Below are 22,795 nucleotides of genomic sequence, written 5' to 3' on the forward strand. Positions count from 1 at the left end.
TGGTCTTTCTGCCTTTCTTTTCGCCGACTCATGTCCGAGCACACCCCCGCCAGCCCCGAGACCCCCGCCGACAGCCACGAAAAGCGCGATTTCATCCGCCAGATCGTGCGCGAGGACCTGGCCAGCGGAAAGCACCAGGCGATCAAGACCCGTTTCCCGCCGGAACCGAACGGCTACCTGCACATCGGCCATGCCAAGTCGATCTGCCTGAACTTCGGCATCGCCGGCGAATTCAGCGGCGTCTGCAACCTGCGCTTCGACGACACCAACCCGGCCAAGGAAGACCCGGAATACGTGGCCGCGATCCAGGACGACGTGCGCTGGCTGGGCTTCGAGTGGAACGAGCTGCGCCATGCTTCGGACTACTTCCAGGCCTATTACCTGGCCGCCGAGAAGCTGATCGAACAGGGCAAGGCCTATGTCTGCGACCTGTCGGCCGAGGAAGTGCGCGCCTACCGCGGCACCCTGACCGAACCGGGCCGCCCGTCGCCGTGGCGCGACCGCAGCATCGAGGAGAACCTCGACCTGTTCCGCCGCATGCGCGCCGGTGAGTTCCCGGATGGCGCGCGCACCCTGCGCGCGAAGATCGACATGGCCAGCGGCAACATCAACCTGCGCGATCCGGCGCTGTACCGCATCAAGCACGTCGAGCACCAGAACACCGGCAACGCGTGGCCGATCTACCCGATGTACGACTTCGCGCACGCGCTGGGCGACTCGATCGAGGGCATCACCCACTCGCTGTGCACGCTGGAATTCGAAGACCACCGCCCGCTGTACGACTGGTGCGTGGACAACGTCGATTTCGCCCATGACGACACGCTGACCCAGCCGCTGGTCGACGCCGGCCTGCCGCGCGAAGCCGCCAAGCCGCGCCAGATCGAGTTCTCGCGCCTGAACATCAATTACACGGTGATGAGCAAGCGCAAGCTGATGGCGCTGGTTACCGAGCAGCTGGTGGACGGCTGGGAAGACCCGCGCATGCCGACCCTGCAGGGCCTGCGTCGCCGTGGCTACACCCCGGCCGCGATGCGCCTGTTCGCCGAGCGCGTGGGCATCAGCAAGCAGAATTCGCTGATCGACTTCAGCGTGCTGGAAGGCGCGCTGCGCGAAGACCTGGACAGCGCCGCGCCGCGCCGCATGGCCGTGGTCGACCCGGTCAAGCTGGTGCTGACCAACCTGCCGGAAGGCCACGAAGAACAGCTGACCTTCAGCAACCACCCGAAGGACGAGAGCTTCGGCAGCCGCGAAGTGCCGTTCGCACGCGAAGTGTGGATCGACCGCGAGGACTTCGCCGAAGTGCCGCCGAAGGGCTGGAAGCGCTTGGTCCCGGGTGGCGAAGTGCGCCTGCGCGGTGCCGGCATCATCCGCTGCGATGAAGTGATCAAGGATGCCGACGGCACCATCACCGAGCTGCGTGGCTGGCTGGATCCGGAATCGCGTCCGGGCATGGAAGGCGCCAACCGCAAGGTCAAGGGCACCATCCACTGGGTCAGCGCCGTACATGGCGTGCCGGCCGAGATCCGCCTGTACGACCGCCTGTTCTCGGTGCCGAACCCCGACGACGAATCGGAAGGCAAGACCTATCGTGATTACCTCAATCCGGAATCGCGCCGCACTGTCACCGGCTATGTCGAGCCGGCCGCGGCCAGCGCTGCCCCGGAGCAGTCGTTCCAGTTCGAACGCACCGGCTACTTCGTGGCCGACCGCCGCGACCACACCGAAGCCAAGCCGGTGTTCAACCGCAGTGTGACCCTGCGCGACACCTGGTCGGCCTGAGGACCTGCGCGGGCGCCAGCACGGCGCCCGCATGACCCCGACGATGATCACCGCCCTCTCCGTCCTGTTCTGGTTCATCTCGCAGCATCCGCTGCTGACGTTCTTTTCGGCGATGGTGCTGGCCGGGCTGGTCTCGTGGTGGCGGCGTTTTCCGGGCTACGCCATCGTGGTGTTCCCGCTGGCGATGCTCAACATCTTCCTCGGCCACTTCCTCAACGCCGCCTTCCTCAACGTGGTGGGCGAGCCTGGTGAAGCGGTGATCGTGAAGTCCGAGCGCACCAGTTCGACGATGAACGAGCAGTACATCTGGCGCTACGAAGGGGTGCTGCGCACCGCCGAGGGCCGCGACGTGGAGGTGGTGTTCCACACCAACACCGCCTCGCTGTGGCCGCTGGAGAACGCGATCCGCATCCCGGCGCGCGACCAGCCGTTCGTGGTCAAGTACACGCCGGGTTTCCCGCGCAACTTCGTCATCCTCACCAATGAATCGCCGCACGGCATCGCCCAGGCCCGGGCCAGCGCGCGCGAGCGGGTGGAAGTGGCGGCGCGCAAGCTGCACTTCAGCCCGGGCAATGCCGATTTCCGCGCGGACTATCGCCGCGAGCTGGAAACCTGGCTGCGCGACCACGGCAACGATCCGCAGCAGCAGTCCGACGCGCAGCGATATCGCGCCGAACTTGACGCGCTCGACCGCTAGATCCCCAGGCCTTGCCTGGATGTTCCACCCCATCCATCCACAGGCCTGACATGACCACGACCTCCACCGACCTCCTCCCGCTGCTGCAGCAGGTCCTGCAGGAGGCCGGCATCGCCAGCCACGTCGACGGCGACGCGCTGCTGCTGGACAGCGGCCTGCGCCTGACCCCACATGCGATGGCCGCGCACGCGCGCGACAACGGCGGCTGGCAGACCTCCACCGTCATCGAAAGCCAGCATCCGCAGCTGTTCGCCGATGGCCTGTTCGAGTACCAGCACGCCAACGGTGCCGATGAGCAGGCATCGCTGCTGTCCGGCTTCCAGACCTGGGTGCGGGTGGACCTGGCGACGCTGCAGACCGCGATCGGCGCCGAAGACGCACAGGGCCTGCCGATGATGGGCCTGACCTATCCGGCCGGCGATGACGGCGAGGAACACCAGCGCACCGTAGTGCTGGGGCCGCTGGCGCACTACCGCGCGCAGGAGGTGGATGCATCCACCTGCAGCGAGGACGACCACGGCTCCTGCCCCTGCTGCCTGTTCACCCGCAGCATGGACGCCTTCGATGAGCTGCTGAAAGCCCGCCAGTTCCTCGCCATCCGCCTGTTCGCCTCGCGCGATGCCGACGGCCTGTGCGAAGCCGACTGCCGGGTCAACGGCCACGACTTCGCCGCCGCCCTGCCCCTGCTGCGCGCCTATGCCGCCAGCTGGCCGCAGGCCGGGCTGGAGTTCCGCAAGCAGTACGTGGTGATCCGCACCGGCTCGCCGGGCTGACCCACCGCCACACCCGATACAGGCCGGTGCGGCTACACTGCGCGCCGGTTTCCCAAGCAACCGCACCTTCTTCCATTCCCTACGAGGCACCCCCGCGATGCTGTACGCGCAAGTCCACCTGACCCTTCCCGCCTGGATTCACGACCAGATCGACCTGGATCGTCGATATCCGGGCGATGAGGCCAAGGTCGCGCTGGCGATCGAGCTGTCGCGGCTGAACGTCGAGCACGCCAGTGGCGGCCCGTTCGGTGCGGTGGTGTTCGGCCCGGATGACAAGGTCATCGCCGCCGGCGTGAACCGGGTGATGCCGCACGCGACCTCGCTGGCGCACGCCGAGAACATGGCCTACATGCTGGCCCAGCAGCGCCTGCAGACCCCGCGCCTGAACGCAGTGCTGTCGCCGGTCACCCTGGCCACCAGTTCGCAGCCGTGCTGCCAGTGCTACGGCGCCACCGTGTGGGCCGGCATCGACCGCCTGCTGATCGGTGCCAACTCGGCCGACGTCGAAGAGCTGACCCCGTTCGATGAAGGCCCGCTGCCGGCCGACTGGGTGGGTGAACTCAACAAGCGCGGCATCGAAGTGGTGCAGGGCCTGAACCGCGACGCCGCGCGCAGCGTGCTGCGTGCCTATGGGGAAAGCGATGGCGCCCGTTACTGAGGCCGGCATCGGCCTGCTGTGCCTGTGCCGACAGGGCTTCGAGCCCGAGCTGGCCGGCGAACTGCAGTTCCGCGCAGGTGAAGCCGGTTTCGCCGGTTATGCGCGCACCCAGCGCAATGATGGCTATGTGCTTTTCATGTGCGACGAAGCTGCGGCACTGGCGCCGCGCCTGCGCTGGCGCGAACTGATCTTCGCGCGGCAGAAGCTGGTGGTGCTGGCCGAGCTGCCGCAGCTGGACCCGGCCGACCGCATCACCCCGATGCTGGAGGTGCTGGCCGATGCGCCGCGCTTCGGCGACCTGTGGGTGGAGCATCCCGACTCGGACGCCGGCAAGCCGCTGTCCGGGCTGGCCCGTGCCTTCGGCAATGCGCTGCGCCCGGCGCTGCGCAAGGCCGGCAAGCTCACCGACAAGCCGAACGACCGTCTGCCGCGCCTGCACGTGGTGTTCGTCGACGGCACCCACGCCTTCGTCTGCGTGGCCGACCCGGCCGACAGCGCACCGTGGGCACTGGGCATTCCGCGCCTGAAGCTGCTGCCCGAAGCGCCATCGCGTTCGGCGCTGAAGCTGGACGAAGCACTGCTGACCCTGCTGGCCCCGGAAGAACGCGAGGCGCTGGTGAAGCCCGGCATGCGCGCGGCCGACCTGGGTGCCGCTCCCGGTGGCTGGACCTGGGTACTGACCCGCCAGCACATGCACGTGCTGAGCATCGACAACGGCCCGCTGCGCCAGCACGTGCTGGACACCGGCCTGGTCGAGCACCTGCGTGCCGATGGCTTCCACTGGCACCCGGAACAGCCGCTGGACTGGATGGTCTGCGACATGGTCGAGCAGCCGCGACGGGTGGCCGAACGCATGGCCACCTGGTTCCGCGAAGGCTGGTGCAGGCACGCGATCTTCAACCTGAAACTGCCGATGAAGAAGCGCTGGGACGAGACCCGGCTGTGCCTGGACCTGTTCCAGGAGCAGGCCGGCAAGCCGCTGGTGGTCCGCGCCAAGCAGCTCTATCACGACCGTGAGGAGATCACGGTACTGGCCTCGCCGCTGCGCTGAGGAACATGCCCGCCGGGCATGGCCCGGCGCTACCGAAGAAGGGAACCATGCGATACCACCCGCTCGCCATGCTGATCACCGTGCTGGCAGCCGCACCGGCCATTGCCCAGCAGCTGCCGCACACCCCTGCACAGAGCCAGCCACTGGGCCCGACCGGCGGCGCGATCCGCCAGCAACCGCTGGATGCCGGCCGGGTCAGCGGCAGCGTCGAGATTGCACAGCCGGCCGGCGAGGCACAGGTGACCGTGCGTTCGCTGGAACCCAGCAGCGTGGTCGGCCAGTACCGCATCCACTTCGCCGCGCTGGATGTGAACGGCGATGGTTTCATCAGCCGCGAGGAAGCGCAGGCCAATCCGGCGCTGGCCGATGAGTTCAATGCGTTGGACGTGAAGCGTCGCGGCAAGCTGGATCGTGCCGACCTGGCTGGTTGGCTGGTCGATTGAAAAAGGGGACGGAGGGGATTAAGTCGTATGTGCACATACGACTTAATCCCCTCCGTCCCCTTTTTGCATCAGACCCCGGCGGCGCGCTTCCAGAACGCCTGCACCAGCGGCGGCCATTTGCCGACACAGCCCAGCGCGCGGCCGCGGGCCAGGGTCAGGTGCATTTCGTCGTTGGAGAACAGCCGATTGATCGCATCGAAACTGTAGGCGGCGATGTGGTTGTCGCTGCGCCGTTCGCGTGCCCAGCGCTGCAGGCGCTGCGGCGACAGCCGCGGCTGGCCGCGGCGTTCGGCCGACGGCGCCAGCCACTGCTGCAGGGCGGCGACATCGCGCAGGCCCAGGTTCACGCCCTGCCCGGCCAGCGGATGCACCACATGCGCAGCATCACCCAGCGCCAGCACGCGGCCAGCCACGTAGTGACGGGCCAGCTGGCGACGCAGCGGGAAGGCCGCACGCGGTGATGCCAACCGCAGTTCGCCCAGGCGCGCAGCGAAGGCACGGGTCAGTTCGCGGTTGAAGGCGTCCTCGTCCAGGGCCAGCACGCGAGCCGCTTCATCCTCGGGCAGGGTCCAGACGATCGAACTGCGGCGCTCGGCCACCGGCAGCAGCGCCAGCGGCCCGGTCGGCAGGAAGCGCTGCCATGCGGTGGCCTGGTTGGGAAGATCGCTGTCCACATAGGCCACCACGCCACGCTGGTGGTAGTCATGCTTTTCAACCTCGATCCCGGCCAGCTGGCGCAGAGTTGACTCGGCACCGTCGGCGGCCACCGCCAGCGCCGCTTCCAGGCGGCGCCCGTCATCCAGCCGCAGGCGCACGCCGTCTTCATCCTGTTCCAGCGCTTCCACCCGTGCCGGGCAGTGCAGCTGCACGCCCGCCGCCGGCAGCGCCGCCCACAGGCGATCCTGCAGCAGGCCGTTCTCGACGATGTAGCCCAGCTCACGACGGCCGAAGCGATCGGCGTCGAACAACAGATCCTCGCCACCGGCCGCATCCCACACCTGCATGCGCCGGTAAGGCCAGGCGCGGGCCTGCGCGATCGCCGGCCACACACCCAGGCGGTTCAACAGCTGCACGTTGTCGGCGGCGAAGGCGAACACCCGCAGGTCCGGCTGTGCGGCCTGCCACGGTGCCGGTTCGCGGCCTTCCACCAGCGCAACCGACAGGCCGGCATCGGCCAGCGCCAGCGCACACGCGGCACCGACCACGCCACCACCGACGATGGCCACATCAAGACGCGTGCGCCGGCTCATGCGGCTTCTCCGCGGCACAGGCGCGGCACGTCACCACGGAAGCCCATCGCACCACCGACCAGCATCGACTGCACCGACGCGCGCTGTGCGGCCACCAGGCCGAGGCTGCGCAGCGGCCGCATCAGCGGTGCCGGGTTGCTGGTCAATCGTGCCAGCCCACCGGAGAACGCCACCGTCTGCCGGCGATCTTCCTCGCGCCGCGCGACGTAGGCCTTCAGCAGCGCATCGCTGCCGGCATCCTCATGCGCATCCTCCAGCAGTTCGGCCAGGGTCAGCGCATCGCGAAGGCCCAGGTTGAAGCCCTGTGCGCCCAGCGGATGGATGGTCTGCGCGGCATTGCCGAGCAGCACCGTGCGCTCACCGGCCAGCGCGCGCGCCAGCACCTGGATGAGCGGGTAGGCACTGCGCGGGCCGGATTCAAGCAGGCGGCCGGCACGCCAGCCGATCGCGCTCTGCAGGCGTTGCAGCCAGGCCGCATCGTCCAACGCCATCACCGCATCGGCCTGGTCGCGTGCAACACCGTGCACGGTTCCGAAGTGGCGGTCACCGCGCGGCAGCAGGGCGGTTGGGCCGGTATCGGTGAACCGCTCCCAGGCGGTGCCATCCGGCGCACGCTGGCTGCGCACGCGGGCCACGAACAGGGTCTGCTGGAAATCATGGCGGTCGACTTCGATGCCCAGCGCGCCACGCACGCCGCTGGTGGTGCCATCGGCCCCCACCACCAACCGTGCCAGCAGCACGCGTTCGCCAGCCTCGTCAGCCACCCGTACCTGGCGGTAACCATCGACCACCTCACCCAGCCCCAGGAACCGCATCGGCCGGTAACGGCGCAGGCGCGGCAGTTCCTGCAGGCGCGCTTCCAGCGCCTGGCCGAAATCGCGCGCGACCACCACCTGGCCGAACCACGGCCGGTCGTAATCGGCCGCTTCGAGCTGCACACGGCCGAAATCGCCGGCACGACTGACATGGATGCGCCGGATCGGGCCCGGTGCCATCGCCAGCTTCTGCATCACCCCCAGCGCGGTCAGCGCATTGACGGTGGCAGCGGCGAAACTGAGATTGCGCTGGTCGAACACCGCAGGCAGCTCGCCGGCCGGGCTGGCCTCAAGCAGGCCCACGTCGCGGCCCAGGCGGTCCAGGGCAATGGCCAGGCTGGCACCGACCAGGCCACCACCGACAATCAGCACGTCATGTCGTTCACTCATGTGTTCATGATACGCGCTCGCCCCGACTGTACGCCGAACGGGCGGCACCTGCGCCAACCTGCGCGGCGGGCTAGAATGAAACCTGAATCCGCTCCGGGCCCCCACCATGTCCGATACCGCCAACCGCGCCTTCGTCCTGTCCGTACTCGTACTGCTGCTGGCGGCGACCCGGGTCAATCACTTCGCGGCCATTCCGGATGCCTCCTGGGCCGTGTTCTTCATCGGTGGCTTCTACCTGGCGCGCTGGACGCGCTGGGCGTTCCCGCTGCTGATGGTGTTCGCGGTGCTGGTGGACTGGATCGTGATCCGCAGCAGCGGTCTGGATTTCTGGCAGCACTACTGCGTGTCGCCGGGCTACTGGCTGCTGCTGCCGGCCTACTTCTCTTTGTGGGCCGGCGGCATGCTGCTGGGCCGCAACTACCAGAGCGCGCGCTGGCCGGTACTGGCCAAGGGCGCACTGCTGCTGGTCGCTTCGGTGGCGGTCTGCCACCTGCTGGCACAGGGCGGTTTCTACTGGAGCAGCCGCAACGTGGCCGAGCCGACCCTGGCCGGCTGGGCACAGAACTACGCGCAGTGGTTCGGGCCCTACCTGCGCACCACGGCGATCTATGTGGCGCTGGCCGCCGCCCTGCAGCTGGCCGTGGAGCAGGTGCTGAAGCTCCAGCAGGCCCGCCGCGACATCCGCCACTGAGCCGCGCCATGGGTCATCGCCTCTCGCGCATCTACACCCGCACCGGCGACGACGGCAGTACCGGCCTTGGCGACGGCCAGCGCGTAGCCAAGGATGACGCCCGCGTGGCGTCCTACGGCACCGTCGACGAGGCCAATGCCGCGCTCGGCCTGCTGTTGGCCGCGCCCCTGCCCGAGGATGTGCGCGCGCTGGTGGTGCATCTGCAGCACCAGTTGTTCGACCTGGGCGCCGAGCTGTGCATTCCCGGCCATGCCGCGATCCACGCCGCCGACGTCTCAGCCCTGGAACAGCAGCTGGACCATTACAACGCCGACCTGCCGATGCTGAAGGAATTCATCCTGCCGGCCGGCGGCGAAGCCGCCGCGCGCTGCCATCTGGCCCGCACCATTGTCCGCCGCGCCGAGCGCGAAACGGTCACCCTGGCCCGCCACGAGGCTGTGCGCAGCGAAGCGCTGCAGTACCTCAACCGGCTGTCGGACCTGCTGTTCGTGCTGGCCCGGGTGCTGGCCCGTGCCGATGGCCACGGCGAAGCGCTGTGGCAGCCACAGCAGCGCCAGCGCTGAGTCGGCACGATGCTGGTCTATACCCACCCGTCCTGCCTGCTGCATGACCCCGGCCCCGGCCACCCGGAGTGCCCGCAGCGCCTGCAGTACGTACTCGACGCACTGCACGCCGCCTTCCCTGATCAGCTGGACTGGCGCGAGGCGCCGCCGGCCAAGTTCGGCGAACTGACCCGGGTCCACGACAGCGCCCTGCTCGACTTCGTGCTGCAGCCGCAGACCGCGCCGCTGCGCCAGCTGGACATGGACACCTGGACCTCGCCCGGCTCGGCCAGCGCCGCCGTGCACGCCGCCGGTGCCGGCGTGGCCGCGGTCGATGCGGTGATGCTGGGCGAGGACCCGCTGGCCTTCTGCGCGGTACGCCCGCCGGGCCACCACGCCACCAGCAGCACGGCGATGGGCTTCTGCCTGCTGAACAACATCGCCATCGCTGCCGCCTATGCCCGTGACCGCCATGGCCTGGAGCGGATCGCGGTGGTCGATTTCGACGTCCACCACGGCAATGGCACCCAGGACATCTTCCAGCACGATGCCCGGGTCTCCTACTACAGCACCCACCAGGCCGGGCTGTTCCCCAATTCCGGCCTGCGCCGCGACCGCGGTGCCGGCAACCTGATGAACATCCTGTTGCCACCGGGCAGCGGCGGCTTCCGCTTCCGCAACGTCTGGGCCGACGAGATGCTGCCAGCCATCGACGACTTCCGTCCGCAGCTGCTGCTGATCTCCGCCGGCTTCGACGCCCACCTGCGCGACCCGCAGGCCGATCTGATGCTGGAGACCGACGATTTCGCCTGGATCACCCGTGAACTGCATGCGCTGGCACGCCGTCACGCCGCCGGCCGGGTGGTCTCGATGCTGGAGGGCGGCTACGACCTGCAGGCCCTGGCCGAGTGCAGCGTGGCCCATGTCCAGGCCCTGATCACACCCTCTGCGGGTGCCTCCGCCGGATGAACCCGAACCGGCAGGCTCCGGCGCCCTTCATTGCCCCTATGCAAGGGATGGGGCAAGCTACCGTCCGTTTTCGCCCGAATCCGAACCGCGTGCGCCGAGCCCTCCGCCTGCTTCCCCTGCCTCTGAGCATCGCCATCAGCCTGCCGGCGATGGCCGATGATAAGCCGCTCAACTGGGGCCTGTGCCCGGCCACCGACGTGATTCCCGCGTTCACCGACGCCCCCACCCCGGTCCCGGCCCAGGACAAGGCTGCTGCCGCAGCCGCCCGCGAGAACCAGCCGACCGACATCGAAGGCGACCAGCTGCTGGGCACCACCACGGTGCCGCAGTACGAGGGCAACGTGGCGCTGCGCCGGGGTGACCAGTTCGTCGGTACCGACAAGCTCAGCTTCGACACCGAGACCGGCAACTACATCGCCGACGGCAATGTCCGCTACCAGGACGGGTCGATCCGGATGGTCGCCAAGCGCGCCGAAGGCAACCAGGAAAGCGACACCCACAAGATCTCCGACATCAAGTACCAGCTGGTGTCGCGCCGGGGCAACGGTGATGCCGAGTCGGTCGACCTGCAGGGCGCGGTCGGCCAGATGCACCGCTCCACCTACACCACCTGCGACCCGTCGCAGCCGGTGTGGAAGCTGTCGGCGCCGCAGATCGAAGTGGACAACGACGAAGGCTTCGGCACGGCCCGCAACGCCGTGCTGCGGATCGGCAAGGTGCCGGTGCTGTGGGCGCCCTACTTCAAGTTCCCGATCGATGACCGTCGCAAGACCGGCCTGCTGTTCCCGCAGCTGGGCATGTCCGGCCGCAACGGTGTCGACTACGCGCAGCCGATCTACTTCAATCTGGCGCCGAACTACGACGACACCCTGACCCCGCGCTACATGAGCCGGCGCGGCCTGCTGCTCGACAATGAGTTCCGCTACCTCTACAACGGCGGCCGTGGCGAGGTGCTGACCAGCTACATGCCCAACGACAAGCTGCGCGACCGCGACCGCGGCCGGGTGATGTTCGACGGCTACCACAACGTGAACAGCCACTGGCAGGCCCGCGCCAACCTGGCCTGGGTGAGCGACGAACGCTATGTCGAGGACTTCGCCAACCGCCTGGTGGGGGTGACCGCCTCCAACCTGCAGAGCACCATCGGCCTGTACGGCACCGGCCAGAACTGGACGGCCGGCATCATGGCCGACCGCTGGCAGCTGACCGACTACACCCTCGACGAGCGCGCCCTGCCCTACAACCGCGAGCCACGCCTGTTCTTCAACTGGAACAAGCCGGTGCTGCCGTGGCTGGAAACCGGCATCTACACCGAAGCGGTGCGCTTCACCCACGACGACGTCAACTTCAAGTACGACGCCAGTGCCGGCACCGACCTGCAGTACACCCGCAACGGGCAGGTGCAGCGCATGTTCGGTGGTTCGCGCCTGGACGTGAAGCCCTACGTGTCGTTCCCGATCAGTGGCGCAGCCTGGTACGTAACCCCGACCCTGGCCTACCGCTACACTGCCTATGACCTGGATCGCGGCCTGGCCGACAGTGTCCGCCGTACCGTGCTCACCTCCCAGGGCATCGATCCGAACACAGCCACGCCCGAGCAGCTGCGCGGCAATACCTCGCCCAGCCGCAGCCTGCCGATCGGCAGCCTCGATGCCGGCCTGTTCTTCGACCGCGAGACCACCATCCGCGGCAAGTCGTTCCTGCACACCCTGGAGCCGCGCCTGTTCTACCTGCGCACGCCCTACCGCAACCAGGACGAGCTGCCGATCTTCGACACCCGTGACTTCACCTTCAGCTGGGGCCAGCTGTTCCGCGACTCGCGCTATACCGGCGCCGACCGCCAGAACGATGCCAACCAGCTGACCCTGGCACTGGGCACCCGCTTCATCGACCAGACCACCGGCAAGGAACGCTTCTCGGCCGCGATCGGCCAGATCCAGTACTTCGACGAATCGCGGGTGAGCACCACGCCGGGCGGCGCGCCGGTGGAGAAGGGCAAGTCGGCGTGGATCGCCGACGGCAACTACATGATCAACGACCGCTGGACCCTGGGCGCCACCTACCAGTGGGACCCGAAGTACAAGCGCGAGGATCTGGCCAGCGTCCGCGCCCGTTATCTGATGCCCAACGATGGCGTGATCAACCTCAGCTACCGCTACCGCATCAATGCCGGCGCCCCGGCAACCGCCAACAAGCATGACCGGACCCTGCTGGAGCAGGCCGACCTGTCGTTCCTGTACCCGCTGAATGCGCGCTGGAGCCTGGTGGGCCGGTATTACTACTCGCTGCAGGACAAGGAACCGCTGGAGATCATCGCCGGCGTGCAGTGGGACAGCTGCTGCCTGGCCGTGCGCGCAGTGGCCCGCCGCTACGTGCGCAACCGCGAAGGCGACATGAACAATTCCATCCAGCTGGAGTTCGTCCTCAAGGGCCTCAGCTCCATCGGCCAGGACACGGACCGTACGCTGCGCCGTGCTATCCTCGGCTACAACCGCGACGACCTCTATCTCGTGCCGCCCAGCAACACCGGGGCGACCCGGGATGACTACGATCCGAATCAGATCCCATGACCAAGCGCTTCCCCGTTCTTCTCGCCTCCCTGCTGGCGGTGTCCAGCGTGTCCGCCCCCCTGCAGGTGCTCGCGCAGGAGGCGCAGCCGTTGGACCGCATCGCCGCCGTCGTCGACGAGGACGTGATCCTGCAGAGCGAGCTCCAGCGTGCGATCGCCAACATCAAGGCGCAGTACGCCGGCCGTGAAAACCAGCTGCCGCCGGAAGACGTACTCAGCCGCCAGGTGCTCGAGCGCCTGGTGCTGGTCAAGCTGCAGGTGGCCCGCGCCCAGGGCAGCGGCATCCGCGTCAGCGACCAGGAGCTGAACCAGGCGATGAATGCCATCGCCCAGCAGAACGGCTCGAACCTGGATGCACTGCGCCAGCGCCTGGCCCACGACGGCATCGACTTCAACGATTTCCGCGCTTCGGTGCGCGATGAAATCACCGTGCAGCGCCTGCGCCAGAGCTTCGCGCAGAGCCGCATCAGCGTCAGCGAGGGCGAAGTCGACGCCGCCCTGAAGCAGCAGGCCACGGTTGGCAACCAGTACCACCTGGCGCACATCCTGATCGCCCTGCCCGACGGCTCCAACGCCGACCAGATCGCCACCGGCCAGAAGAAGGCCGAAGGCGTGAAGGCCCTGCTGGACAAGGGTGAGCTGGACTTCAACGCCGCCGCCGTGCGTTATTCGGACAGCCCCAACGCGCTGGAAGGCGGCGACCTGGGCTGGCGCAGCCTGGACGAAATCCCGCAGGCCTTCGCGCAGATGATGGAAAAGATGAAGCCCGGCGAAGTGGTCGGCCCGATCCGCGGCCCCAGCGGCTTCCAGCTGCTGAAGCTGGTGGAAGTGCGTGATGCCAGCGCCGCCAGCGGTGGCGAGCACACGGTCACCGAGTACCACGGCCGCCACATCCTGGTGCGCGTGGACGATCACCAGACCGACGCTGCCGCCAAGGCCAAGATCGATACCCTGCGTGCCCGCATCGCCGGTGGCGCGGACTTCGAGACCGTGGCCAAGGAGTCCTCCGAGGACAACAACAGCAAGGGCCAGGGCGGCGATCTGGGCTGGTTCCCGGCCGACGCGTTCGGTCCGGCGTTCGGCCAGCAGGTGTCCGGCATCCAGGACGGCGGCGTCAGCCAGCCGTTCCGCACCGATGCCGGCTGGCACATCGTGCAGCGCGTGGGCACCCGCCAGACCGACGTGACCACTGACAACCAGCGTGCCCAGGTCCGCGAGACCATCGGCCGCCGCAAGCTGGAAGACGAGTACAACCGCTTCCTGCAGGAACTGCGTGGCGAAGCCTACGTCAGCTTCCGCAGCGGCGACCGCGCGGAAAACACCGCCACGCCGCCGCAGTCCTGACCGATGCGCCCCGAGCTCGCTCTGGTACCGGGCGAGCCCGCCGGGATCGGCCCGGAGCTGTGTGTCCGCCTCGTCCAGCAGCCGCGTGAAGATTGCCGGCTGCTGGCCTTCGCCGACCCGGATACCCTGCGCGCGGCCGCGGCCGCGCTGAACCTGCCCCTGCAGCTGTTGCCCGAGGACGCCGAAGCACGCGTCCCCGGCGATCTGCGTGTGCGTGTGGTGGCCAATCCCGTGCCCAGCCACTTCGGCCAGGCCAATCCGGCCAACGCCGGCGCCGTCATCGGCGCCCTGCTCGGTGCCGGCCAGGCGTGCCTGTCCGGCGAACTGCACGGCGTAGTCACCGGCCCGGTGCACAAGGCGGTCATCAACGAAGGCGGCATCGCCTACAGCGGCACCACCGAACTGCTGGCCGACCAGGCCGGGGTGAAGGTGGTGATGATGCTGGCCAACCACATCGTGCGCGTGGCCCTAGCCACCACCCACCTGCCACTGCGCGAGGTGGCCGACGCGATCACCGCGCCCGGCCTGGAACACACCCTGCGCACCGTGCACGCTGCGCTGCGCCGCGAATTCGGCCTGCCCGCGCCACGCATCGCCGTGCTCGGCCTGAACCCGCATGCCGGTGAAGACGGTCATCTGGGCCGCGAGGAACTGGACCTGGTCATCCCGCTGCTGCAGCGCCTGCGCGCGGAGGGCATGGACCTGATCGGGCCGCTGCCGGCCGATACCGCCTTCCTGCCGGCCAAGCTGGCAGGCTTCGACACCGTGCTGGCGATGTACCACGACCAGGGCCTGCCGGTGCTGAAGTATTCGGGCTTCGAGCAGGCGGTGAACCTGACCCTGGGCCTGCCCTACCCGCGCGTGGCGGTGGACCATGGCACCGCGCTGGACCTTGCCGGCCGCGGCATTGCCGATCCTTCCAGCCTGCAGGCGGCAACGACGTTGTGTGCGCAGCTTGCGCGGCAACGTACACTGAGCGCATGAATTCCCCGCATTCCCCCTCCGGCCCGGTGTTCACCGCCCCGGCCAAGAAGCAGCTTGGCCAGCATTTCCTGGCCGACCGTCACTACATCGACAAGATCGTGATGGCGGTCAACCCGAAAGACGGTGACCGCCTGGTCGAGATCGGCCCCGGCCAGGGCGCGATTACCCTGCCGCTGCTGCGCGTGCATCCGAAACTGACGGTGATCGAGTTCGACCGCGACCTGATCGCGCCACTGACCGCCGCCGCCGAGCCGCTGGGCGAGCTGACCATCGTCCACCGCGACGTGCTGCGCGTGGACTTCACCGAGCTGGCCGACGGCCAGCCGATCCGCCTGGTCGGCAACCTGCCCTACAACATCTCCTCGCCGATCCTGTTCCATGCACTGGAACATGCGGCGGTGGTCCGCGACATGCACTTCATGCTGCAGAAGGAAGTGGTCGACCGCATGGCCGCCGGCCCCGGCAGCAAGGTGTACGGCCGGCTCAGCGTGATGCTGCAGGCCTACTGCCAGGTGACCTCGCTGTTCGTGGTGCCGCCGGGCGCGTTCCGGCCGCCGCCGAAGGTCGATTCGGCCGTGGTGCGGCTGGTGCCGCGTGACCCGGCCACGATCAACATCCACGACCACAAGCGTTTCGCCGAGGTGGTCAAGGCCGCCTTCGGGCAGCGCCGCAAGACCCTGCGCAACGCCCTGAACAACGTGGTGTCCGCCGAACAGTTCGTTGCCGCCGGCGTGCGTCCCGATGCCCGCGCCGAACAGCTGGACGTGGCCGAATTCATCGCTTTGGCCAATGCCTCCTGATTACACTGCCGGTATGGAAGACGCTGACGTTTATGCCATCTCCGTCGAAGTCGCTCCGCGCTTCCTCGACGATCAATCCGCGCCGGAAGACGGGCGCTATGCGTTCGCCTACACGATCCGCATCCACAACCAGGGGCGTGTTGCCGCGCGCCTGGTCGCACGCCACTGGCGCATCACCGATGCCAACGGCCGCGTCGAGCATGTCGATGGTGACGGGGTGATCGGCGAGCAGCCGCGCCTGCGTCCCGGTGAAGACTTCCATTACACGTCCGGTGTCATGCTGGGGACCGATCACGGGACCATGCAGGGCCACTACGACATGGTCGCCGACGACGGCACCGAATTTGCCGCGCCGGTCGCACCTTTCGTGCTGGCCATCCCGCGTACCCTGCACTGACACGGAGGCCGAACGATGAGTGTGTGGGCGATCGGCGACCTGCAGGGCTGCTATGACGTCACCCAGCGACTGCTGGAGAAGATCCGTTTCGACCCGGCGCAGGACACCCTGTGGTTCTGCGGCGACCTGGTCAACCGCGGTGGCCAGTCACTGGAAACGCTGCGGCTGGTGCATTCGCTGCGCGAGCACAGCGTAGTGGTGCTGGGCAACCATGACCTTTCGCTGCTGGCCGTCGGTGCGCGCACCGAAGAGGAACAGCGCAAGGTCAACCCGGACCTGCTGCGCATCGTGCAGGCCGAGGACCGCGACGAACTGCTGGATTGGCTGCGCCTGCAGAAGCTGGTGCACGTGGACCGCGAGCTGGGCTGGATGATGGTGCACGCCGGCCTGGCGCCGAAGTGGACCACGCAGATGGCCGAGAAGCATGCAGCCGAAGTCGAGGTGCAGCTGCACGGCGCCGGCTACCGCAAGCTGTTCCGCAACATGTACGGCGACAAGCCGAGCTGGGCACCGAACCTGTCCGGCTACGACCGCTCGCGCGCGATCATCAACGTGCTCACCCGCATGCGCTACTGCACCCCGCGCGGGCGTATCGGCATCGAGGACAAGGGCACGCCGGGCACCCAGGAACAGGGGCTGTATCCCTGGTTCGAAGTGCCGGGCCGGGTCGAGCGTGACCTCAAGGTGGTCTGCGGCCACTGGTCGGCGCTGGGCCTGACCATCACCCAGGGCGTGCACGCCATCGACACCGGCGCGGTCTGGGGCGGCAAGCTGACCGCGATCCAGCTCGATACCGATGAACTGCGCGTGGTGCAGGTGCCAGGCCGCGATGTACCGGCACCCGTGCCCAACGCCCGCCCGCCAGCGCGCCCGGCGCACGAGCGCCCGGCTGCACCGGCGCAGGGCAAGGAACAGGGCGGCGGCAATGCTCCGGCCGCCAACCCGGGCAACCGCGGCCCGCGCCGTCGTCGTCGCCGTGGTGGCGGTGGTGGTGGTGGCTCCGGCGGTCCCAACAACAACAGCACCCCGCCGCAGGCATGACGCGGCACGGCTGGGCACCATGGACGGTGCTGCTGCTGACGCTGGCCCTGGCCAGCGGCTGCCAGCCCGGCTCGCCGACTGCTCCCACGGCTGCGGACAACGCTGAACGCACACCGACGCCACCACAGGCGCCTTCGCCGCCACTGGTGGCTGCGGCGCGCGCGCAGATCGGCGTCACCACCCGCTACGACCCTGCCTATCAAGTGCTGGCCTATCCCGGCGGTGACGTGCCACTGGATCGCGGCGTGTGCACCGATGTGGTGGTGCGCGCCCTGCGCAGCCAGGGCCTGGACCTGCAGGCACGCGTGCATGAAGACATGCGCGGCAACTTCAGCGCCTATCCGGCGATCTGGGGCCTGTCACGGCCGGACCGCAACATCGATCATCGTCGCGTACCGAACCTGATGCGCTGGTTCGAGCGGCAGCGCTGGCAGCAACCGATCACCGCCCTCGACACCGACTATGCGGCCGGTGACATCGTTGCCTGGAAGCTCAACGGCAACGGCCTGCTGCATGTGGGTATCGTCTCCGACCGGCGCTTGGCCAATGGCACGCCGCTGGTGCTGCACAACATCGCGCGCGGCACGCGGGAAGAGAACCTGCTGTTCCAGCACACGATCATCGGGCATTACCGGATGCCGTAGGCAATCCTGTAGAGCCGAGCCATGCTCGGCTACGGGATGTGTCCGGCAACAGCAGCCGAGCATGGCTCGGCTCTACAAATGCGCAGCGATCAGCGGCGCACGTAGTGCACAAAGCGGAACGCGTAGGCGTGGCGTTCGTCGGCCGGGTGCGGCTCGCTGCTCACTTCCCGCCAGTCCTGCACGTCCACTTCGGGGAAATGGGTATCGGCGGGGACTTCAGCATCCACCCAGGTCAGGTACAGGTCACTGGCCTGCTCCAGCAGCTGGTGGAAGATTTCGCCGCCGCCGATGATGCACAGTTCGCTGGCGCCCTCGCCTTCGGCAATCGCCTTCGCCTCGTCCAGTGACGCCACCGCGCGCATGCCATCGAATGGCACCTGGCCGCTGCGGGTCAGCACCAGGTTGGTCCGCCCCGGCAGCACGCGGCCGATCGACTCGGCGGTCTTGCGCCCCATCAGGATCGGCTTGCCCAGGGTGAGCGCCTTGAAATGCTTGAAATCATCCGGCAGGTGCCAGGGCATGGCATTGCCCTGGCCGATGCCACGGTTGCGGTCCAGCGCCACGATCATCGACAGCTTCATTGCTACCACCTCCTCAGCTGGCGTCGATCTGCAGGCGTTCGCAGGCAGCGTTCGCGGCACTGGCTGCCTGCAACGCTGCAGCCAGCGCAGGGCTGGACGTGGTCTGCTCATCCAGGCCAGCGAGGATCTTCTGCTTCTGCGCCTCTTCGATCTCCTTCAGGCCCGGTCCCGACAGGATCTCTGCCGACAGCGCAGCGATATCGTCGCTGGCGCCGCGCGCCAGGAACGACTTCAGCTGGTCATTGGAATAGACGGTGGCCAGACCCTGTTCAAGCTCACGCTGATACGCCGGGTTCTCGACGCCCGCCTTCAGGTGCTCGGTCATCGCCGTGTACATGCCGGTTACCGCCTCACGCATCTGCGCCCGGCAGCCTTCCGGAACATCCTGGGGCAGCATCGTGCTGCCGTTGAATGCTCCGGCGAACGCCTGCACTTCCTCGCGCATGTGCTTGTGCACGATCTGCTCATTGACCTGCCTGGCCAACGACAGCGCATCGGCCGGTCCGGCCTGCACCATGGCCAGCGGCAGCAGGCCGCACAGCGCCAGCAGGCCCCTGGAAATCAGGCGGGTACTCATACCGCCACCGGCGCCTTGATGGCCGGATGCGGATCGTAGCCGTCGATGCGGATGTCGTCGAACTGGAAGCCGAACAGGTCGGTCACCTCCGGGTTCAACCACAGCGTCGGCAGTGCGCGCGGTTCACGCGACAGCTGCTCGCGCGCTTGCTCGAAGTGGTTCGAATACAGGTGCGCATCGCCCAGCGTGTGCACGAAGTCACCCACGCCCAGGCCGGTGGCCTGCGCCACCATGTGAGTCAGCAGCGCGTAGCTGGCAATGTTGAACGGCACGCCGAGGAAGATGTCGCCGCTGCGCTGGTAGAGCTGGCAGCTGAGCTTGCCGTCCACCACGTAGAACTGGAACAGGTTGTGGCACGGCATCAGCGCCATCTGCGAAAGCTCGCCCACGTTCCAGGCGCTGACCACCAGCCGGCGCGAATCGGGGTTGCGCTTGATCTCGTCCACCAGCCACTGCATCTGGTCGATCTCGCCGCCATCGGCGGTAGCCCAGCTACGCCACTGCTTGCCGTAGACCGGGCCGAGGTCGCCGTTCTCGTCGGCCCACTCGTCCCAGATCCGCACCTGGTTGTCCTTCAGGTAGCCGATGTTGGTGTCGCCCTTCAGGAACCACAGCAGCTCGTGGATGATCGAGCGCAGGTGCAGCTTCTTGGTGGTGACCAGCGGGAAACCGTCTGCCAGGTTGAAGCGCATCTGCCAGCCGAACACGCTGCGGGTGCCGGTGCCGGTGCGATCGCTCTTCTCGGCGCCGTGTTCGAGCACGTGCGAGAGCAGGTCCAGGTAAGCCTTCATGCCTTGCCCTCGGCAGCTACCAGCGGCTGCGGCTGCAGTACCGGCGCGCGGCGCGACATCACCAGCAGCACCAGGCCGAAGGCGATCAGCGGCAGGCTGAGGATCTGGCCACGGGTCAGCCAGTCGAAGGCCACGTAGACGCCGTTGTCGGGCATGCGCACAAACTCCACCGCGAAGCGGAACAGGCCGTACATCAGCGCGAACAGGCCACCGACCAGGTAGCGATGACGCGGCTTGGCCGACACCGTCCACAGCACCACGAACATCACCAGCCCTTCCAGCAACGCTTCATACAGCTGGGAGGGGTGGCGTGCGAACTGATTCAGCGCGCCGGTGGCGAACTGCGCCTGCAGCGTCGCATGGTCCAGCTGGTTCAGCGGGGCAGGCAGGCCGGACGGGAACACCACGCCCCAGCTACCGTCGGTGTACTTGCCCCACAGCTCGGCACCGATGAAATTGCCGATACGGCCGAAGCCCAGGCCCAGCGGCACCAGCGGCGCCATGAAGTCCATGGTGTCGAAGAAGTGCAGCTTGTGCTTGCGCGACCACCACCAGCAGGCGGCAATCACGCCCAGCAGGCCGCCGTGGAAACTCATGCCGCCATCCCACACCTTGAACAGCAGCAGCGGGTTGTGCAGGAAATCGCCCAGCGCGTAGAACAGCATGTAGCCGATGCGCCCGCCCAGCACCACGCCGAGCATGGCGTAGAACAGCAGGTCGGAGAAGCCGTTGGCATCGACACCCGGCAGGCGCCCGTCAGCGATGCGCTTGCGGCCTAGCAGCCAGGCCGCAGTGAAGCCGAGCAGGTACATGATGCCGTACCAGTGCACCTTGATCGGCCCCAGCGAGAGGGCGATGGGGTCGATGTCGTGGAAATAGATCATGGAAGGTGCCTTGCGGTTGAACGCCTATTCTCGGGCCAGTGCCGCCCCGGCTCAACCAAGCAGCTGGGGCGAGTTCGGCAACGCGTCATCGTTCGACCGCGTCGAGGCCGGAAAGTGCCCTTCGATCAGGCTGGAGACCTCGTCGATGGCATCCTGCAGCGTTTCCACCGGATGGGAACCACGCAGGCCCTCGCGCAGGTGGGTGCAGACCCGCTGCCACTGCGCCGGACTGACCCGGCCGTGCAGGCCCCGGTCGGCAACGATCTCGATGGCGTGATCGGCCAGCAGCAGGTAGATCAGTACACCGTTGTTGTGGGTGGTATCCCAGGTGCGCAGGCGGGCAAAGGCATGCTCGGCAGCCTGGCGCGGGGTGACCTTGTGCCACAGCGCGGCCAGCGGCAGGTCCGCTTCCACCGCGAACATCACCTGCCCACCGTGGCGCTGCTCACCGGCCGCGATGGCCTCGGTGATCGCCTGCAATGTGGCGGGCGGGAACGCGCGCCGTACCGACGGCGAAAACACGTGCCGACATAGACGTTGGATCATCACCAGCCCCCCGAAGCACCGCCACCACCGGAGCGGCCACCACCGCCACCCCAGCCGCCACCACCACCAAATCCACCGCCCCCGCCGAAGCCGCCTCCGCCGCCCCAGCTGCCACCGCCCCAGCCGCCGCCACCGGCAAAGCGGCCCGGATGGCCGGAGAGCATGGCCACGATCAGCCCTACGATGCCGGCCAGGCCACTGGCCAGCAGCGTGGACGTGAACAGGAACGCCGCCAGCGCTGCACCGGCGCCGCCGAGCAGGCCTCGCAGCGGTCGCGGCACGCGCGAGAACACGCCGCGCAGGATGCTGCCGGCGAACACACCGATGAACAGCGCCAGGAACCAGGTATCGCCGCCACCACCGGGTTCCCGACCGCGATGGCCGCTGACCGGTGCCGGCAGCGTTTCGCCGTCGATCAGCTTGACCAGCACCGCCGTGGCGTCGGTGATGCCACCGGCGTAGTCGCCGCTGCGGAAGCGCGGCACCAGGTATTTCTGGATGACCCGGTTGGCGATGGCATCGGGAATGGCGCCTTCCAGACCGTAGCCCGGCTCGATGCGCACGCGCCGGTCGTCCTTGGCCACCACCAGCAGCACCCCGTCATCCACGCCCTTGCGGCCGATCTGCCACTGGTCGAAGACCCGCGTGGTGTACTGCGCGATGTCCTCCGGCTGGGTGGTCGGCACCACCAGCACCTGCAGCTGGCTGCCCTTGCGCTGCTGCAGTTCGATCGCCTGCTGCACCAGCGCCTGCTTCTGCGCGGCATCCAGCGTGCCGGTGGTATCGACCACCGGCGAATCCAGCGCAGGAACCGGCGCCAGCTGCTGCGCATGCGAGGCCAGCGGCAGCCACAGCAGCAGGGCCAGCAGCGCAGAGGCCAGGCGCATCGATCAGGTCCCCGGCTGCGGTGCCGGCTGCTGCTGCGGCGCGTTGCCGAAATCGACCGCCGGCGCGTTGGAGATCTGCGCTTCGTTGTCCACGGTGAAGTTCGGCTTGGTCTTGTAGCCGAAGATCTTGGCGGTGATCACCTGCGGGAACGAGCGGATGTAGGTGTTGTAGTCCTGCACCTGCTGGATGTAACGGCCGCGGGCGACGGTGACCCGGTTCTCGGTACCTTCCAGCTGCGCCTGCAGGTCGCGGAAGTTCTGGTTCGACTTCAGTTCCGGGTAGTTCTCGGTGACCACCAGCAGACGCGACAGCGCGCTGCCAAGTTCGCCCTGGGCCTGCTGGAACTGCTTGAGCGAGGCTTCGTCGTCGGCATTGACGTTGATCTGGCCGACACGCGAACGGGCGTTGGTCACTTCAGTCAGCACGCGCTCTTCCTGGCTGGCGAAGCCCTTCACGGTCTGCACCAGGTTGGGCACCAGGTCGGCGCGGCGCTTGTACTGGTTGATGACCTCCGACCAGCTGGCCTTGACCGCTTCATCCTTCTGCTGGATGGCGTTGTAGCCGCAGCCGGAGAGCAGGGAGGCCAACAGCATCAGGGGCAGGACACGGGTGAACAGGCGCATGGCGGAGGTTCCGGGTGGGCTTGGCGCCGAGCATGCCATGGTTCGGGTGAAAGACCGGCCATCGGGCG

At 67.9% G+C, this 22,795-nt stretch carries 24 protein-coding genes and 1 pseudogene; 16 read left to right on the forward strand and 9 right to left on the reverse strand.

Annotated features, from left to right (window positions below; genetic code table 11):
* The first annotated feature begins 30 nt into the window (after positions 1–30).
* From N7573_RS19590 to N7573_RS19615, 6 genes are all read left to right on the forward strand, one after another.
* Positions 31–1,779 carry a glutamine--tRNA ligase/YqeY domain fusion protein gene (locus tag N7573_RS19590; RefSeq protein WP_279943256.1) on the forward strand — a complete coding sequence of 583 codons (1,749 nt, stop codon included), beginning with the start codon at positions 31–33 and terminating at the stop codon, positions 1,777–1,779.
* 43 nt (positions 1,780–1,822) lie between these two features.
* A complete protein-coding gene (locus tag N7573_RS19595) occupies positions 1,823–2,476 on the forward strand; it encodes a hypothetical protein (RefSeq protein ID WP_279943258.1) in 654 nt (217 codons plus the stop codon).
* Between the two features lie 50 nt (positions 2,477–2,526).
* Positions 2,527–3,249, forward strand: a complete 723-nt coding sequence (locus tag N7573_RS19600; protein WP_279913444.1) for a DUF6348 family protein — start codon at positions 2,527–2,529, stop codon at positions 3,247–3,249.
* A 97-nt stretch (positions 3,250–3,346) separates the two neighbouring features.
* Entirely contained in the window at positions 3,347–3,907 is a 561-nt protein-coding gene (locus N7573_RS19605; RefSeq protein ID WP_004154307.1) for a nucleoside deaminase, read from the forward strand.
* Positions 3,891–4,958: a 23S rRNA (cytidine(2498)-2'-O)-methyltransferase RlmM gene (gene rlmM, locus N7573_RS19610; protein ID WP_100437917.1), complete on the forward strand. Its 1,068-nt coding sequence runs from the start codon at positions 3,891–3,893 to the stop codon at positions 4,956–4,958. Before N7573_RS19605 ends, rlmM begins: the two co-directional genes overlap by 17 nt.
* Before the next feature lie 47 nt (positions 4,959–5,005).
* Positions 5,006–5,401, forward strand: coding sequence for an EF-hand domain-containing protein (locus tag N7573_RS19615; protein ID WP_279913443.1), 396 nt, complete (start codon positions 5,006–5,008; stop codon positions 5,399–5,401).
* A 68-nt stretch (positions 5,402–5,469) separates the two neighbouring features.
* Here the strand turns inward: N7573_RS19615 and N7573_RS19620 are convergent, their stop codons facing one another.
* Both N7573_RS19620 and ubiH read right to left on the reverse strand, forming a co-directional pair.
* Positions 5,470–6,651, reverse strand: a complete 1,182-nt coding sequence (locus tag N7573_RS19620; RefSeq protein ID WP_049398145.1) for a UbiH/UbiF family hydroxylase — start codon at positions 6,649–6,651, stop codon at positions 5,470–5,472.
* Entirely contained in the window at positions 6,648–7,856 is a 1,209-nt protein-coding gene (gene ubiH, locus N7573_RS19625) for a 2-octaprenyl-6-methoxyphenyl hydroxylase (RefSeq protein ID WP_032129910.1), read from the reverse strand. The genes N7573_RS19620 and ubiH overlap by 4 nt, the downstream gene beginning before the upstream one ends.
* A 106-nt stretch (positions 7,857–7,962) precedes the next feature.
* On the opposite strand from ubiH, the gene N7573_RS19630 reads away from it, so the two are divergent.
* From N7573_RS19630 to N7573_RS19675, 10 genes and pseudogenes are all read left to right on the forward strand, one after another.
* The gene (locus N7573_RS19630) at positions 7,963–8,547 is read left to right on the forward strand and encodes a hypothetical protein (RefSeq protein WP_019338105.1); all 585 of its coding nucleotides are present in this window, start codon (positions 7,963–7,965) and stop codon (positions 8,545–8,547) included.
* An 8-nt stretch (positions 8,548–8,555) separates the two neighbouring features.
* The gene (locus N7573_RS19635) at positions 8,556–9,110 is read left to right on the forward strand and encodes a cob(I)yrinic acid a,c-diamide adenosyltransferase (protein WP_049460916.1); all 555 of its coding nucleotides are present in this window, start codon (positions 8,556–8,558) and stop codon (positions 9,108–9,110) included.
* A gap of 9 nt (positions 9,111–9,119) precedes the next feature.
* Positions 9,120–10,058, forward strand: a complete 939-nt coding sequence (locus tag N7573_RS19640) for a histone deacetylase family protein (RefSeq protein WP_032129908.1) — start codon at positions 9,120–9,122, stop codon at positions 10,056–10,058.
* Positions 10,059–10,147: 89 nt separating this feature from the next.
* Positions 10,148–12,628 carry an LPS-assembly protein LptD gene (lptD, locus tag N7573_RS19645; RefSeq protein ID WP_125895688.1) on the forward strand — a complete coding sequence of 827 codons (2,481 nt, stop codon included), beginning with the start codon at positions 10,148–10,150 and terminating at the stop codon, positions 12,626–12,628.
* Positions 12,625–13,956, forward strand: a pseudogene (locus tag N7573_RS19650) (peptidylprolyl isomerase); the annotation flags it as partial. The gene lptD and the pseudogene N7573_RS19650, both read left to right, overlap by 4 nt.
* Positions 13,957–13,974: 18 nt before the next feature.
* Complete coding sequence (gene pdxA / locus N7573_RS19655; RefSeq protein WP_279943257.1) at positions 13,975–14,955, forward strand: 4-hydroxythreonine-4-phosphate dehydrogenase PdxA; 981 nt, start codon at positions 13,975–13,977, stop codon at positions 14,953–14,955.
* Entirely contained in the window at positions 14,952–15,755 is an 804-nt protein-coding gene (gene rsmA / locus N7573_RS19660) for a 16S rRNA (adenine(1518)-N(6)/adenine(1519)-N(6))-dimethyltransferase RsmA (protein ID WP_182267291.1), read from the forward strand. The genes pdxA and rsmA overlap by 4 nt, the downstream gene beginning before the upstream one ends.
* A gap of 13 nt (positions 15,756–15,768) precedes the next feature.
* Complete coding sequence (gene apaG, locus N7573_RS19665) at positions 15,769–16,152, forward strand: Co2+/Mg2+ efflux protein ApaG (RefSeq protein ID WP_005412297.1); 384 nt, start codon at positions 15,769–15,771, stop codon at positions 16,150–16,152.
* A 15-nt stretch (positions 16,153–16,167) separates the two neighbouring features.
* Positions 16,168–17,193, forward strand: a complete 1,026-nt coding sequence (locus N7573_RS19670; protein WP_121504905.1) for a symmetrical bis(5'-nucleosyl)-tetraphosphatase — start codon at positions 16,168–16,170, stop codon at positions 17,191–17,193.
* Positions 17,190–17,837, forward strand: a complete 648-nt coding sequence (locus N7573_RS19675; protein ID WP_279913657.1) for a DUF1287 domain-containing protein — start codon at positions 17,190–17,192, stop codon at positions 17,835–17,837. Before N7573_RS19670 ends, N7573_RS19675 begins: the two co-directional genes overlap by 4 nt.
* A gap of 89 nt (positions 17,838–17,926) precedes the next feature.
* On the opposite strand, the gene N7573_RS19680 is transcribed toward N7573_RS19675, so the two are convergent.
* The 7 genes from N7573_RS19680 to N7573_RS19710 are packed head-to-tail and all read right to left on the reverse strand — an operon-like array spanning position 17,927 to position 22,727.
* Complete coding sequence (locus N7573_RS19680; RefSeq protein WP_279913656.1) at positions 17,927–18,418, reverse strand: dihydrofolate reductase; 492 nt, start codon at positions 18,416–18,418, stop codon at positions 17,927–17,929.
* 13 nt (positions 18,419–18,431) lie between these two features.
* Positions 18,432–18,995: a hypothetical protein gene (locus N7573_RS19685; RefSeq protein WP_279913655.1), complete on the reverse strand. Its 564-nt coding sequence runs from the start codon at positions 18,993–18,995 to the stop codon at positions 18,432–18,434.
* Positions 18,992–19,786, reverse strand: coding sequence for a thymidylate synthase (locus tag N7573_RS19690; RefSeq protein ID WP_049398135.1), 795 nt, complete (start codon positions 19,784–19,786; stop codon positions 18,992–18,994). The genes N7573_RS19685 and N7573_RS19690 overlap by 4 nt, the downstream gene beginning before the upstream one ends.
* Positions 19,783–20,670 carry a prolipoprotein diacylglyceryl transferase gene (gene lgt, locus N7573_RS19695; protein ID WP_049422854.1) on the reverse strand — a complete coding sequence of 296 codons (888 nt, stop codon included), beginning with the start codon at positions 20,668–20,670 and terminating at the stop codon, positions 19,783–19,785. The genes N7573_RS19690 and lgt overlap by 4 nt, the downstream gene beginning before the upstream one ends.
* Positions 20,671–20,721: 51 nt before the next feature.
* Positions 20,722–21,216 carry a TPM domain-containing protein gene (locus N7573_RS19700; protein WP_279913654.1) on the reverse strand — a complete coding sequence of 165 codons (495 nt, stop codon included), beginning with the start codon at positions 21,214–21,216 and terminating at the stop codon, positions 20,722–20,724.
* Positions 21,216–22,103 carry a TPM domain-containing protein gene (locus N7573_RS19705; RefSeq protein WP_279913652.1) on the reverse strand — a complete coding sequence of 296 codons (888 nt, stop codon included), beginning with the start codon at positions 22,101–22,103 and terminating at the stop codon, positions 21,216–21,218. Before N7573_RS19705 ends, N7573_RS19700 begins: the two co-directional genes overlap by 1 nt.
* Before the next feature lie 3 nt (positions 22,104–22,106).
* A complete protein-coding gene (locus N7573_RS19710; protein WP_032130538.1) occupies positions 22,107–22,727 on the reverse strand; it encodes a LemA family protein in 621 nt (206 codons plus the stop codon).
* Between the last annotated feature and the right edge of the window lie 68 nt (positions 22,728–22,795).

Source organism: Stenotrophomonas sp. GD04054, assembly GCF_029836955.1.
Lineage (GTDB): Bacteria > Pseudomonadota > Gammaproteobacteria > Xanthomonadales > Xanthomonadaceae > Stenotrophomonas > Stenotrophomonas maltophilia_A.

Excerpts from the sequence above, each read along its gene's own strand:
- N7573_RS19670 (WP_121504905.1), top strand. The coding sequence starts at position 16,168 with ATGAGTGTGTGGGCGATCGGCGACCTGCAGGGCTGCTATGACGTCACC.
- N7573_RS19600 (WP_279913444.1), top strand. The coding sequence starts at position 2,527 with ATGACCACGACCTCCACCGACCTCCTCCCGCTGCTGCAGCAGGTCCTG.
- N7573_RS19690 (WP_049398135.1), bottom strand. The coding sequence starts at position 19,786 with ATGAAGGCTTACCTGGACCTGCTCTCGCACGTGCTCGAACACGGCGCC.
- N7573_RS19635 (WP_049460916.1), top strand. The coding sequence starts at position 8,556 with ATGGGTCATCGCCTCTCGCGCATCTACACCCGCACCGGCGACGACGGC.
- pdxA (WP_279943257.1), top strand. The coding sequence starts at position 13,975 with ATGCGCCCCGAGCTCGCTCTGGTACCGGGCGAGCCCGCCGGGATCGGC.
- N7573_RS19630 (WP_019338105.1), top strand. The coding sequence starts at position 7,963 with ATGTCCGATACCGCCAACCGCGCCTTCGTCCTGTCCGTACTCGTACTG.
- N7573_RS19595 (WP_279943258.1), top strand. The coding sequence starts at position 1,823 with ATGATCACCGCCCTCTCCGTCCTGTTCTGGTTCATCTCGCAGCATCCG.
- N7573_RS19620 (WP_049398145.1), bottom strand. The coding sequence starts at position 6,651 with ATGAGCCGGCGCACGCGTCTTGATGTGGCCATCGTCGGTGGTGGCGTG.
- N7573_RS19680 (WP_279913656.1), bottom strand. The coding sequence starts at position 18,418 with ATGAAGCTGTCGATGATCGTGGCGCTGGACCGCAACCGTGGCATCGGC.
- apaG (WP_005412297.1), top strand. The coding sequence starts at position 15,769 with ATGGAAGACGCTGACGTTTATGCCATCTCCGTCGAAGTCGCTCCGCGC.
- N7573_RS19590 (WP_279943256.1), top strand. The coding sequence starts at position 31 with ATGTCCGAGCACACCCCCGCCAGCCCCGAGACCCCCGCCGACAGCCAC.
- N7573_RS19685 (WP_279913655.1), bottom strand. The coding sequence starts at position 18,995 with ATGAGTACCCGCCTGATTTCCAGGGGCCTGCTGGCGCTGTGCGGCCTG.
- rlmM (WP_100437917.1), top strand. The coding sequence starts at position 3,891 with ATGGCGCCCGTTACTGAGGCCGGCATCGGCCTGCTGTGCCTGTGCCGA.
- rsmA (WP_182267291.1), top strand. The coding sequence starts at position 14,952 with ATGAATTCCCCGCATTCCCCCTCCGGCCCGGTGTTCACCGCCCCGGCC.
- N7573_RS19605 (WP_004154307.1), top strand. The coding sequence starts at position 3,347 with ATGCTGTACGCGCAAGTCCACCTGACCCTTCCCGCCTGGATTCACGAC.
- N7573_RS19640 (WP_032129908.1), top strand. The coding sequence starts at position 9,120 with ATGCTGGTCTATACCCACCCGTCCTGCCTGCTGCATGACCCCGGCCCC.
- N7573_RS19700 (WP_279913654.1), bottom strand. The coding sequence starts at position 21,216 with ATGATCCAACGTCTATGTCGGCACGTGTTTTCGCCGTCGGTACGGCGC.
- N7573_RS19675 (WP_279913657.1), top strand. The coding sequence starts at position 17,190 with ATGACGCGGCACGGCTGGGCACCATGGACGGTGCTGCTGCTGACGCTG.
- lgt (WP_049422854.1), bottom strand. The coding sequence starts at position 20,670 with ATGATCTATTTCCACGACATCGACCCCATCGCCCTCTCGCTGGGGCCG.
- N7573_RS19710 (WP_032130538.1), bottom strand. The coding sequence starts at position 22,727 with ATGCGCCTGTTCACCCGTGTCCTGCCCCTGATGCTGTTGGCCTCCCTG.
- ubiH (WP_032129910.1), bottom strand. The coding sequence starts at position 7,856 with ATGAGTGAACGACATGACGTGCTGATTGTCGGTGGTGGCCTGGTCGGT.
- N7573_RS19705 (WP_279913652.1), bottom strand. The coding sequence starts at position 22,103 with ATGCGCCTGGCCTCTGCGCTGCTGGCCCTGCTGCTGTGGCTGCCGCTG.
- N7573_RS19615 (WP_279913443.1), top strand. The coding sequence starts at position 5,006 with ATGCGATACCACCCGCTCGCCATGCTGATCACCGTGCTGGCAGCCGCA.